An 11,832-nucleotide genomic window follows, 5' to 3' on the forward strand; every position below is an offset into this window, starting at 1 on the left:
CCCCCCAAACTGGGAGGATCCCCCCTCGCGGAGGGGGATCCTCCCAGTTTGGGGGGATTTTGCAGGCCTCTGGCCTCGACTACTGCTGCTGGCCCAATTGCTGCTGAATCTGCGAGTTGATCTGCTGTAGCCCCGATGTCGAGATCCCGGGCAATTGCCCGGTGATATTGCGGATCACGTGCTGATCGTTGATGACCTTCTCACTCGATTGCACCAAAACCGTTCCGGCACCGGTGAAGTCGAACTGTCGTTCCTCGCCGGAACGCACACCTAAGCCGTGTCCCGCGGCGGCGATGAAACTCGATACCCACGCCTGGTCGTAGTGGTGACTCGGTGACGGGCAATCTGCCCAGCCGACCATCGCCTCCGGATCAACGCGCACCGGCGGCTCGACGAACATCACCGGACCATTCGACGACGCCAAGAACTTGCCCGTGCCCACGAGCGTTACGAAACCCGGCACGATCGACTGGTTCAACGACAGATTCGGTTCGAACGCAAGGAGATTCGACGCACGGATGGTGAGGTTGCCGTTGTCTTCGAGGTCGTAGGAATTGATGTCATAGCCGCGATCGCCGATGATCAGTTTGCCGTGGCCCTCCGCGACGACATAGTCGCCCAAATAGAGCGGCGCGGAGAACTGCTGCGACACCATCTGAAGGAGCTGTCCCTGCAAACCGTGCTGCAGCGACGTGAAGTTCATCTGCCCGTAATAGGCGATCATCGCGCCTTTGGACAGAAACCACGGCTTAGCCAGGTCGATGCAGAACGAGTATTGATTGTCCGGGATGTTGTCGTCCACCGGGAGGTTGTTGGGGCTCCAGACGGTATTGAGCTGGCTCATAGTCGATGCTCCGATGCTTGCACGAACACCACACCCTGCCCGGTGCAGTCGAGTTGAAAGGCTTCGCCGCCGGTGCGGCCCATATTGCGGAAGCTCACCGTCGAACGCAGGTTGGTCTGAATCTGTCCGACCGACGCCGCGAACGCCTGCGGGTCCACAGTCAGCGGACTATTCGGAGTCACCTGCAACTGAATGAAGCCGCCGTGACCCAGAATGACCGCGGTGCCGACGCCGGTGAGTTGCGTCGTGAACATGCCTTGCCCAGTCGCGACTCCGCTTGCGGCCGAACGCAATGCGCCCATAAGACCGCCGCCGCCTCCGCCCCCGCCGCCCGACGACGTCGTCGACACCACCGACGCCTGCAGTCCCTGGGTGTAGGCCAGGAGCCTCGACGCTTCGACGCGCATCTCGCCGCCCTGGCTCATATCAACGACTTCCAATTCGAGCCCGCGATACCCGTAGTGCACGACGCCGTTGCCCTGCGCGATCATCGTGGCCTCGTGTTCGCCCTGCATCATTCGACCGGCCATCCCCGCGAGGCCACCCATTCCACCGCCACCGCCCATGCCGGGAATCTGATGGGGCTGGAAGAAGACCTGACCGGTGTAGAACAACATCGCTCCACGCCGCGCGACGATCTGCCCCGCCTGGGCCAGATTGACCGATACCACCTTGCTGTTGACCTTGGTAAACATCTGCGTCCTCCCTATCGCTCGGCCGGCTGAATGGATACGACGCCGGTGCCGTCCCAGCGAAGCGAGAACGCCTCGCCGCCACCCTGCCCGATTGCGCTACGCCAGGACACGTCGGTGACGAAAGACTGCGACAACTGCCCACGGGCGCAGACGAACGCATCCGGGTCGACGACGAGCGGGAACTGCGGCGACACTTCGAGGTGGATCAGCGGACCGCCTTTGGACAACAGCGCGACTTGTCCCTGCCCGGTGACCGTCGTGGTGAACAGTCCCTGCCCCGACATACCACCGCGGACGCCCGCGAAGGTGATATTGGTCGACAGATTTGGCGTCAACGCCAAAAGTTGTTGCGATTCGACTTGCAAGGTCTCGCCGGTCAGGTCGACGACGGTTACATTGGCCGCATCTTGCGCGAGGTAGACAATGCCGCTGCCGGTGCATTCCATCAGCGATAGTCCTTCGCCGGTGGCCTTCTGTTTTATCCCGGCAAGCAGACCGTCCCCGCCGCCGAATCCCGCGGACTTGAACGACACTTGACCCTCGAACGCGATCATCGAACCACTCAACGCCCGGATAGAACTGTTGTTGAGATGAGCTTCGACGACCCGCTTCGTCTTCGAAACGAGTTGCATGAAATGGAACCCTTCGCAGGAGTAATTACTGGTGGGTCGCCATTTCACACCGAACACGGCAACCAGCGATTACGACAATAGCGCCACCGACCCGCGGTGGGGCACCCTCTGCGGGCTTTTCACGTCAAGGTCATTTGGCTGGCGCACACGCGTCCGATTTCGCCGGTACCATCACGGATGTCGCTTTCCGGGGGCCTGCAGCGAGAGGAGTCGCCCCATGAGTATTTCCGCGGAGCCAGTCCGTACCTCCCTGCGCTATTTCAATCATCTGACGCCGGCCATCACCGAACGGCTCTTCCTGCAGCCACCACAACCCTTTTCCGACGACGACGAGCGGGAGCGCCTCGCCTATGCGCTCGGCGCCACGCTCTACGTCCCCGGTACCCGGCCCGATCTGTCGGCCACCATCGGCCGGCGCTGCGCCGATGGCGTGCGCTCGATGGTGATCGACCTCGAAGATGCCGTCGCCGACGACGAACTCGAAGTCGGCCTCACGCAGACGGTCAGCACCCTCGACGCGCTCGCCGGCACGTCCGCCGCGGGGATGCTGCTCTTCGTCCGTACCCGTACCGCTGGTGACATCACCCGATTGGTCGAACGCCTTGGCCAGGGCGTCGATGCCCTGACTGGATTCGTGGTGCCAAAGTTCACCACCGCGTCCGAGTCCGCCCTGATCGCCGTTGCCGAGGCAGCGGCCTATCTGGGCAAACATCTCTACGTGATGCCCGTGCTCGAATCACCCGAGCTGGTCTACCGCGAGAGCCGCGACCTACAGTTGCAGGGCATTTCCGAACTACTCGGTCGCTATCGAAACCATGTCCTGGCGGCTCGGATCGGCGCGACCGATATGTGTGGCGTGTATGGCATCCGGCGCGACCGAGATCTGACTATCTACGACGTCTCGGTTATCGCCGAAGCCATCACCGGTGTCGTGAATTACCTTGGCCGCCAAGACCAATCCGGTTTCATTATTACCGGCCCGGTCTGGGAGTACTTCGCCGATCACGAACGGATGTTCCGGCCAATGCTGCGCACCACGCCGTTCGCCGAGAACGATGCCGTCCGGTTCCGTCAACAGTTGGTGAGCCGTGACCTCGACGGTCTGCTCCGCGAGATCGCGCTCGACCGCGCTAACGGCATTCACGGCAAGACCGTCATCCATCCGTCGCATGTGGCGCCGGTCAATGCGCTGTCGGCCGTGACTCACGAGGAATATCTCGACGCACTCGACATCACCGCGTCGAAAGCGGGCGGCGTCCGCGCGTCGACCTATGGGAATAAAATGAATGAAGCTAAGCCGCACCGGATTTGGGCACAGCAGGTCCTCACCCGCGCTTCGGTCTTCGGGGTGACTAACCCTGGGATCACGTTCGTCGACCTGCTCACCGAGTTGGTGACATCGAACTGATGGATAGTTCGTCACCGCAGTGGACCGCACGTCACCTCGACCTATCCGTAGCCGATGGCTTGACTAATTCATCTTGGCAGGCAACCGATCTCGTCATTCCCGGCCTTCGCCGCAATCCGCGCCGCGCGCACCTGCTGGTCTCGACAGTGCTGGGCAAACATATCCCAACCGATCCACTCCGCGTCCGCGCGGCAGCCGAATCCCTCGGTGACTTGGTGGCCGAGGCGTTACGCCGACTCGCGCCCGACACCCAGACCGATGCCGCAACGGTATTCGGATTCGCCGAGACGGCAACGGGATTGGGCCACGGCGTGGCCGCTCATCTGCGAAGCCATTGCTACTTGCAATCGACGCGTCGTACCGGCCCCGACGTTGTGGTACTCGGCGAGTTCACCGAGGGGCACTCGCACGCCACCCGCCATCTGATCCAGCCGACGTCGGCCGACCTATTTTCCGACAACCGCGCGCCACTCGTTCTCGTCGACGACGAGATCTCAACCGGCGCAACCGCGATCGATGCCATTCGCTCCCTGCACTCGATCGCTCCGCATCCGGCCTATGTGGTGGCATCGCTCGTTGACATGCGGACACCGGCACATCGCGCCGAGAACGCTTCCGCCGCAGCCGAACTCGGTGTTGACATCGAGTTCGTCGCGCTAGCAGACGGCGCCGTGGCGTTGCCGCCCGAGTTGCCGGCCGCGGTTGCTGAACTAGTTACTACACCGCTGAATCCGATTGCCGCACAGGCAGGTTCCGCCGATTTCCTCGTCATCGACTGGCCGTCCGACGTTCCCGACGGCGGACGCTTCGGCTTCCTCGCCGACGACTACGACCGGTTCACCGCGGCGGCCTGCGACGCGGCGACATTGATCGGCACTCGGCTCCCGCAGGACCACATTGTCGTTGTCGGGCACGAGGAATTGATGTATCTGCCACAACGCATCGCTGAGGAGATATCCGCCGACGGACGCGACGTCGGGTACCAGACCACCACTCGATCACCGGCCATTGTGATCGACGCGGATGGATACCCGTTACGTCGCGGCTTTGAATTTATTGCGCCCGAAGCTGATTCGACGGCGCGCCGCTACCTGTACAACGCGAGCCGATCGGCGGCACAGCCCAGTGCGATCGTGTTGGTGATCGACACTCCGGCCGACTCCCACGAATTGCGCGCGCCGGGCGGTTTGCTCGACGTCGTCACTCGAGCGGGTCACGACGTTCTCGTCGTGGTGGTACCCGCGCCAACTCAGGCGGGTCTTCGTGATGGCCGCGCACATGTGAAGGCAGCCCGATGACCACCGGAGTGACCACTGAACCGTTGACCGGCCCCGCCTTCGGCTCCTATGCCGCCGACGAGGTGACCTGGTTGCTCAAGGACCTGTCCGATGTCGAGTTGGAAGCCGATATCTCGTTACGCGAGAAGCGCATTCAAGAAGGCACCGCACATTATGCCGAGTCACTACCGATCGAGTACCAGCCAACTGACTCTTACCGGCTGCTCTTCGACGAGACCCTGACCGCGTCGGCACCGAGGTTAGCCGAGGCAGTCGGTGCCGTCACCGATCTCCTGATCAACGATCGGGGACAGGATCTGGTGCTGGTTTCGCTAGCCCGGGCCGGGACGCCGGTCGGCATCCTCATGCGCCGCTGGGCCGCATACCGGCACGGCGTCGACTGGGCGCATTATGCGGTATCGATCGTGCGTGATCGCGGCATCGACATGGTCGCGCTTGATTACCTTGTGGCGCATCATGATCCGTCATCCATCGTGTTTGTCGACGGATGGACCGGAAAAGGTGCGATAGCCAAAGAATTGTCGGAGGCATTGCGCGACTACGAACAAGCTGGTGGGCCGGCGCTCAACGACGATCTCGCGGTCCTCGCCGACCCCGGGTCGTGCGTACGAACCTTCGGCACTCGCAGCGACTTTCTCATCGCGTCGGCATGCCTTAACTCGACGGTCTCGGGGCTGGTATCGCGCACCGTCCTGAACGACGAGCTGATCGGACCGGGCGAGTTCCACGGCGCCAAGTTCTACCGCGATCTGACACCATTCGACGTCTCGAATACCTTGCTAGACACAGTGTCCGAGCAATTTTCCACCGTCGAGGCAGCGGCGGCACACCGGGCCGAACAGATCGCCGCATCGGACCGTACCCCGACATGGTCCGGGTGGGCTTCAGTCGAGAAGGTTCGCGAGCAGTACGGCATCTCGTCGGTGAACTTCGTGAAACCCGGCGTTGGGGAAACGACACGCGTCTTGCTCCGCCGGGTGCCGTGGAAGATCCTTGTGCGCGACGTCGACGCTCCCGAGCATGCTCACATCCGGCTGCTCGCCGCCGATCGCGGTGTTCCGGTTGAGGTTGTCGATGATCTGGCGTACTCCTGTATGGGTTTGATCGCCCCCGTCGACAGTGACGCCCAATGACCGAGGCAACCGCGGTGGCAGATCACACACTGGTCGCGACGGACCTCGACCGTACGATGATCTACTCGCGAAACGCTATGGGCGAGAATCAATTTCACTCCACGTCGCCACAGTGCGTCGAAATCTACGAGGGCGCTCCGTTGTCATATATGACGCTGCGGGCGACCGAGCAGTTGACAGCGCTGGCGGCGACGACGGTCGTGGTGCCCACCACCACCCGCACCCCGGAGCAGTACCAGCGAATATCGCTGCCGGGCGGCCCGTACCGCTGCGCGGTGACCAGTAACGGTGGTGCCATCTTGGTCGATGGTGTGCGAGATCCTCAGTGGCACAGCCATATCGCTCGACGCGTCGCCGCCGACGGGACATCGCTCGACGATATTCTCGTGGCGCTAACCCAACGAGTCCCGGCCGCTCACCAGGTCGATGGTTGGGTCCGCAAGGTACGCGTCGCCGACGATTTGTTCTGCTACCTCGTCGTCGAGCCCAGTTTGCAGCCGCCCGATTTTCTGCCCGCCTGGCAAGAATTCTGCACCGCGAACGGATGGAGTGCGTCGCAACAAGGCCGCAAGATCTACACGATGCCGCTGGCCGTGACGAAGAGTGGGGCAATCGCCGAAGTGCGACGGCGCCTCGTCGAGGAAGGCACATTGTCACCGTCGCACACCATGCTCGCCGCGGGAGACGGCTGGCTCGACCACGACCTGCTCCTTGCCGCCGACACCGCGATCCGACCCTGTCACGGGGAATTGGAGTTGTTGAACTGGCAAGCCGCTAATGTAACTGTTACCGCCGGGCGTGGGGCGTTGGCCGGCGAGGAAATTCTTTCCTGGATGCAATACCGCACCGCCCTGGATACCGACCGAATAGGAATGACGTGACTCCTTTAGTCAAGGGCCAGAATGGGCCGTTAACGACCACCGACCTCGTGGTGTCGGTGACGCTCACCGCTCCAGCGGACGTCTCCGCGCTGTTGGTTACCGATACCGGTAAGGTGCGTTCCGACGCCGACTTCGTGTTCTTCAACCAGCCGACTGGGCCGGGCGTCAATCTCGTAACCGGACCGTCGGGCGCCTCGCTGCATATCAACAGCCGCAACGTGCCAGCCGACATCGATCAGATTCGAGCGGTCATCACGCTCGACGATGCGTCGAGCAACTTCGGCCGTTACCCCGCGCCAACCGCTCACGTCGCCGATGCAAACGGCACCGAGTTGTACTCCTATCAGATCGACGGATTGAATACCGAATCTGTGGTTATCGCGCTGGAAGTGTATCGGCGCCAAGGCGATTGGAAGGTTCGCGCCGTCGGGCAGGGCTATGCCGGCGGATTCGCCGACCTGGTGCGCGATCACGGTGTCACCGTCGATGACGCCCCCGCGCCGCCGAGCACACCGGTAGCTCCGCCGAGCACACCGGCGGCGCCCGCGGCTCCGACCGCGCCGGTGGGTGCTCCGCCGGCATCGGCTCCGCCCACCTTGGACTACCCGGCGCCAAGCTACGGCACCCCGGCGCAGCCACCGAGCTATCCGGCTCCCAATTTCGGCGCGCCGGCCACCCCACCGCCGCCGTCGTACCAACCGCAGCCCTCGTATCCGCCGGCGCCAGCTCCAGCCGGTGGCGAGATCAGCCTGACCAAAGCGCGACCAGTCAGTCTGACCAAAGGGCAGAAAGTCACGCTGCGCAAAGACGGCGGCGTAGCTCTGACTCAGATCCGGATGGGCTTAGGTTGGGACCCAATTCGCAAGAGTGGCGGCCGGTTTGGCGGCGGCGGACGCAGTGCGAACATCGACCTCGACGCGTCGGTGATCCTGTTCTCCGGCCAACAGTCAGTCGACACAATCTATTTCGGCAACCTCCGTTCGCCGGATGGTTCAATCGTGCACTCGGGCGACAACCTCACCGGCGAGGGGCAAGGCGACGACGAAGTCATCAATGTCAACCTGCCGCAGATTCCACCGCATGTTGACACGTTGCTCTTCATCGTGACGTCATACCGGGGGCAGACCTTCGAGCAGGTCGACAACGCATTCTGTCGTCTCGTCGATTCGACCACGAATGCCGAGCTGGCTCGCTACACGCTGAAAGGTGGAATGCCGTTCACCGCAATGGTTATGGCGACCATCGTCCGCGTCGGCAGTGACTGGAAACTACACGCGATCGGCGACGGCCTGAACGCGAAGACACCGGCCAAGGCGTTGCCGTTCCTGGGACCGTTCCTCGGACGATAGTGACCGCGGCTCAGCTTCCGTCCTAGTCGCAAACCCGACTGAAACGGTCAAACCCAACACGAAAACGTGTTGGGTTTGACCGTTAGTGCGGGGTTTGCGGGCTAGCCGCGGCGGATTATTCCGCGCCGATGATGAAGGTTTCGAGCTGGGCACGCGCAAGGTCGTCGGCGACCTGCACGGGCGGGGACTTCATCAGGTAGGCCGATGCCGGGAGGATCGGGCCACCGAGGCCGCGGTCCTTGGCGATCTTCGCCGCGCGCACGGCGTCGATGATGATGCCGGCCGAGTTGGGGGAGTCCCAGACCTCGAGCTTGTACTCCAGGTTCAGCGGAACGTCACCGAAGGCGCGACCTTCCAGTCGCACGTAGGCCCACTTGCGATCATCGAGCCACTCGACGTGGTCCGACGGTCCGATGTGGACGTTCTTGTCGGAGATCTTGTTGGCCAGCTGACCCTTCAGATTCGAGGTCACCGCCTGCGTCTTCGACACCTTCTTGGACTCAAGGCGCTCACGTTCGAGCATGTTCTTGAAGTCCATGTTGCCGCCGACGTTGAGCTGGTAGGTGCGATCGAGGGCCACGCCGCGATCCTCGAACAGCTTCGCCATCACGCGGTGGGTGATGGTCGCGCCAACCTGGCTCTTGATGTCGTCGCCGACGATCGGTACACCGGCGTCGACGAACTTCTGCGCCCACTCGGGGTCCGAGGCGATGAACACCGGCAGCGCGTTGACGAAGGCGACCTTCGCGTCGATGGCGCACTGCGCGTAGAACTTGTCGGCGTCGTCGGAGCCGACGGGGAGGTAGGAGACCAGGACATCGGCCTTGGAATCCTTGAGGATCTGGACGACGTCGACGCCGTCGCCGTCCGCCTCGGTGATGGTCTCGCGGTAGTACTTGCCGAGGCCGTCGAGGGTGTGACCGCGCTGAACGGTGACGCCGGTCGGCGGCACGTCGGCGATTTTGATGGTGTTGTTCTCGCTGGCACCGATCGCGTCGGAAAGGTCGAAGCCGACCTTCTTGGCGTCGACGTCGAACGCGGCGACGAATTCGACGTCGCGGACGTGGTACTCGCCGAACTTCACGTGCATCAAACCGGGAACGGTCTCGTTCTCGTTGGCGTCCTTGTAGTACTCAACGCCCTGTACCAAGGATGAAGCGCAGTTACCTACGCCCACAATGGCAACGCGCACCTTTTTGGGCTCACCCATGGTCGGGTTCTCCTTTTCTCGGAGGCGTCGCGGCCGACTGCCGCGGCGCCCGGGTTCTTTTCTTGGGAGCATCGGTGACGTCTCCGGTGATTACCGGCGGTCCGTCGACGCCCAAATCTTTGTCGATCGTGGTTTCGGTATGCCGGGGTATCTGCCCCAACGGCATCGGAGCGGTTACCTCGCCGGATGCCTCTTCGGCGATGAGTTCGTTAAGCCAGCGGACCTCACGCTCACTCGACTCGAGGCTGAGCTCGTGGAGCTGCCGGGAGTAGCGATCCGATGATCCGCGCGACCGGCCAACCAACTCGCGCAGACCCTCACGCCGCTCTTCGACCTGACGTCGGCGGCCCTCGAGGATGCGCATCCGCGCGACAGCCGGTGTGCGGCTGAAAAAGGCGAGATGGACCCCGAAACCGTCGTCGGTGTAGTTCTGCGGCCCGGTATCGGCGACGAGTTCGGCAAACCGTTCGCGACCGGTATCGGTCATTTGGTACACGCGACGTCCGCGGCGCACCTTGACTCCCTGCGGCCCGTCATCTTCGACGATGAGCCCGTCGGCTTGCATCCGACGCAGCGTCGGGTAGAGCGAGCCATAGGAGAAGGCACGGAAGGCGCCGAGTAGCCCGGTCAGGCGTTTGCGCAGTTCATAGCCGTGCATTGGCGATTCAAGAAGGAGTCCCAGCACAGCCATTTCGAGCATATGCGTCGCCTCCTCACAGAATCAGTCGGTCGTGCGCTGTCGATGTGACGGCACGCAGTATCACCAAAATCGGTGAACTCGATGCTACACGCGAATGTATCGCGCCGATATAACAGGGGGTAGTTCGGTGACCATCGTCACCGCGAAATGGATAGTTGCGGGATATTGCGGTAGCGGCGCGGACTCTGCGGGCGGCGACTATGGGGGTGGTCGAGGTGTATTAAGGCCACTGCCACGACATGCAACCTAGACACGGTGCAGTGCATACGTTTTCGAGTCGTCGTGCGAGGTCTCGATACACCGGCTCGCGAGCTCGCCGGTACTCGACCATCGAGGATTTCAGCCACGGCCACTCGACCAACGAGATTGCTCGCCGGCACTCGACCACCGAGGTTGGGCAGCCACGGCCACTCGACCACGGCTCGCAAACACTCGTCGACATCGAACCAACGGGTGTTGCGGCGTGCTTCACATCCCGACGTCACGACGCACAGCTAGGCTGGACGCGTGCAACCGCAAGGGCAGGCCTCGGCGCGACGCGAGGTGATCGACTACGCCCTCACCCGTAAGTCGGTGCTGTCTGACGTTTACGCCGGACGAATAGCCGTTGGTGAGGTGTGCGACGCCAACCCGTATCTACTGCGAGCAGCCAAGTTCCACGGTGCGGCGAGCGAGATCACCTGCCCGATCTGCCGCAAAGAGAAGGTCACCCTCGTATCGTGGATTTTCGGTGACAAACTTGGTCAGGCTTCGGGATCGGCGCGCTCGGCCGACGAACTTGACCGGATGGCAGCAGTACACGAGGAGTTCTCGGTGCATGTCGTGGAAGTGTGTCGCACATGTCACTGGAACCATTTGGTTCAGTCTTTCGTTCTTGGTCTGCGGCCAACAAGAACGCGTACACGACGCGTGGCCAAGTAACTCACGTCGCTGCCGACACAAAGTTTCGGTTTCAGATGCGACCATCAGATAAGTACGCTGGTCGTCAGACCGTGCAGGAAAACGAAGGGCACTTGAATGTCAGCCGGAAATGGTTCACCCAGCGAGACTGGGAAAGAGCCGACCAAGACTGAGTCGGTGCGCAAAAGACAGCGGGTCATCTCCTGGGTGGTCGGTCTGGTCGGCGTCGGAATTCCCGCCGTCGCGCTCATCGCGATCGTCGCCTTCATGGCGGTCTACGTCACAGCCGACGTACCACGCCCCGGCGATATCAAGCAGAATCAAGTGGCGTTGATTCTCAACTCGAACGGCAAGACCATCGCCAAGGTCGTGCCGCCGGAGGGTAATCGCACCGACGTCAAGATCGCCGACATCCCCAAGTCGATCCAAGATGCGGTCATTGCCGCGGAGGATCGTGAGTTCCGCAGTAACGGCGGCTTCTCGGTCCGCGGCCTTTCGCGCGCGGTACTCGGCAAATTCACCGGCCGCGACGACGCGGGTGGCGGTTCGACGATCACCCAGCAGTACGTGAAGAACGCGTTGGTCGGCGACGAGCATTCCTACACCCGTAAGTTCAAGGAACTCGCGATCGCTACCAAGATGTCGAGTAAGTGGTCCAAGGACGACATCATGGCCGCCTACCTCAACACCATCTATTTCGGCCGAGGTGCCTATGGTGTCTCCGCCGCGGCACAGGCATATTTCCGTAAAGATCTCAGCAAGATCACGCCGGCCGAAGCAGC

12 protein-coding genes are annotated in these 11,832 nt (G+C 62.4%); 7 read left to right on the plus strand and 5 right to left on the minus strand.

Going from position 1 to position 11,832, the window contains the following annotated elements:
* Nucleotides 1–79 precede the first annotated feature (79 nt).
* Genes GOEFS_RS16245 through GOEFS_RS16255 form a run of 3 tightly spaced genes read right to left on the minus strand, consistent with a single transcriptional unit; the run spans nt 80 to nt 2,171 of the window.
* The gene (locus tag GOEFS_RS16245) at nt 80–844 is read right to left on the minus strand and encodes an AIM24 family protein (protein WP_007319025.1); all 765 of its coding nucleotides are present in this window, start codon (nt 842–844) and stop codon (nt 80–82) included.
* Nucleotides 841–1,539, minus strand: coding sequence for an AIM24 family protein (locus GOEFS_RS16250; protein WP_007319026.1), 699 nt, complete (start codon nt 1,537–1,539; stop codon nt 841–843). The genes GOEFS_RS16245 and GOEFS_RS16250 overlap by 4 nt, the downstream gene beginning before the upstream one ends.
* 11 nt (nt 1,540–1,550) lie before the next feature.
* Nucleotides 1,551–2,171 carry an AIM24 family protein gene (locus GOEFS_RS16255; RefSeq protein ID WP_040525295.1) on the minus strand — a complete coding sequence of 207 codons (621 nt, stop codon included), beginning with the start codon at nt 2,169–2,171 and terminating at the stop codon, nt 1,551–1,553.
* 217 nt (nt 2,172–2,388) lie between these two features.
* Between GOEFS_RS16255 and GOEFS_RS16260 the strand changes: the two genes are divergently transcribed.
* The 5 genes from GOEFS_RS16260 to GOEFS_RS16280 are packed head-to-tail and all read left to right on the plus strand — an operon-like array spanning nt 2,389 to nt 8,240.
* A complete protein-coding gene (locus GOEFS_RS16260) occupies nt 2,389–3,579 on the plus strand; it encodes an HpcH/HpaI aldolase/citrate lyase family protein (protein ID WP_007319028.1) in 1,191 nt (396 codons plus the stop codon).
* Complete coding sequence (locus tag GOEFS_RS16265) at nt 3,579–4,877, plus strand: phosphoribosyltransferase family protein (RefSeq protein ID WP_007319029.1); 1,299 nt, start codon at nt 3,579–3,581, stop codon at nt 4,875–4,877. The genes GOEFS_RS16260 and GOEFS_RS16265 overlap by 1 nt, the downstream gene beginning before the upstream one ends.
* On the plus strand, nt 4,874–6,010 hold the full coding sequence (locus GOEFS_RS16270) for a cysteine protease StiP family protein (RefSeq protein ID WP_007319030.1): 1,137 nt from the start codon (nt 4,874–4,876) through the stop codon (nt 6,008–6,010). Before GOEFS_RS16265 ends, GOEFS_RS16270 begins: the two co-directional genes overlap by 4 nt.
* A complete protein-coding gene (locus GOEFS_RS16275) occupies nt 6,007–6,891 on the plus strand; it encodes an HAD family hydrolase (protein ID WP_007319031.1) in 885 nt (294 codons plus the stop codon). The genes GOEFS_RS16270 and GOEFS_RS16275 overlap by 4 nt, the downstream gene beginning before the upstream one ends.
* The gene (locus GOEFS_RS16280) at nt 6,888–8,240 is read left to right on the plus strand and encodes a TerD family protein (protein WP_007319032.1); all 1,353 of its coding nucleotides are present in this window, start codon (nt 6,888–6,890) and stop codon (nt 8,238–8,240) included. The genes GOEFS_RS16275 and GOEFS_RS16280 overlap by 4 nt, the downstream gene beginning before the upstream one ends.
* Nucleotides 8,241–8,355: 115 nt before the next feature.
* On the opposite strand, the gene GOEFS_RS16285 is transcribed toward GOEFS_RS16280, so the two are convergent.
* Together GOEFS_RS16285 and GOEFS_RS16290 are read right to left on the minus strand one after the other, a co-directional pair.
* Nucleotides 8,356–9,450: an inositol-3-phosphate synthase gene (locus tag GOEFS_RS16285; RefSeq protein WP_007319033.1), complete on the minus strand. Its 1,095-nt coding sequence runs from the start codon at nt 9,448–9,450 to the stop codon at nt 8,356–8,358.
* Entirely contained in the window at nt 9,443–10,150 is a 708-nt protein-coding gene (locus tag GOEFS_RS16290) for a PadR family transcriptional regulator (RefSeq protein ID WP_007319034.1), read from the minus strand. The genes GOEFS_RS16285 and GOEFS_RS16290 overlap by 8 nt, the downstream gene beginning before the upstream one ends.
* A gap of 507 nt (nt 10,151–10,657) precedes the next feature.
* Between GOEFS_RS16290 and GOEFS_RS16295 the strand changes: the two genes are divergently transcribed.
* A complete protein-coding gene (locus tag GOEFS_RS16295; RefSeq protein ID WP_007319035.1) occupies nt 10,658–11,071 on the plus strand; it encodes a DUF5318 family protein in 414 nt (137 codons plus the stop codon).
* Nucleotides 11,072–11,167: 96 nt separating this feature from the next.
* Nucleotides 11,168–11,832 (plus strand): biosynthetic peptidoglycan transglycosylase (locus GOEFS_RS16300; RefSeq protein ID WP_007319036.1); only part of this gene is annotated, 665 nt, incomplete at its 3' end.

The sequence above is a fragment of the Gordonia effusa NBRC 100432 genome, assembly GCF_000241305.1.
GTDB lineage: Bacteria > Actinomycetota > Actinomycetes > Mycobacteriales > Mycobacteriaceae > Gordonia > Gordonia effusa.

Bases quoted from the DNA above. Each gene is read 5' to 3' on its own strand.
- GOEFS_RS16245 (WP_007319025.1), bottom strand. From the start codon at position 844: ATGAGCCAGCTCAATACCGTCTGGAGCCCCAACAACCTCCCGGTGGAC.
- GOEFS_RS16250 (WP_007319026.1), bottom strand. From the start codon at position 1,539: ATGTTTACCAAGGTCAACAGCAAGGTGGTATCGGTCAATCTGGCCCAG.
- GOEFS_RS16255 (WP_040525295.1), bottom strand. From the start codon at position 2,171: ATGCAACTCGTTTCGAAGACGAAGCGGGTCGTCGAAGCTCATCTCAAC.
- GOEFS_RS16260 (WP_007319028.1), top strand. From the start codon at position 2,389: ATGAGTATTTCCGCGGAGCCAGTCCGTACCTCCCTGCGCTATTTCAAT.
- GOEFS_RS16265 (WP_007319029.1), top strand. From the start codon at position 3,579: ATGGATAGTTCGTCACCGCAGTGGACCGCACGTCACCTCGACCTATCC.
- GOEFS_RS16270 (WP_007319030.1), top strand. From the start codon at position 4,874: ATGACCACCGGAGTGACCACTGAACCGTTGACCGGCCCCGCCTTCGGC.
- GOEFS_RS16275 (WP_007319031.1), top strand. From the start codon at position 6,007: ATGACCGAGGCAACCGCGGTGGCAGATCACACACTGGTCGCGACGGAC.
- GOEFS_RS16285 (WP_007319033.1), bottom strand. From the start codon at position 9,450: ATGGGTGAGCCCAAAAAGGTGCGCGTTGCCATTGTGGGCGTAGGTAAC.
- GOEFS_RS16290 (WP_007319034.1), bottom strand. From the start codon at position 10,150: ATGCTCGAAATGGCTGTGCTGGGACTCCTTCTTGAATCGCCAATGCAC.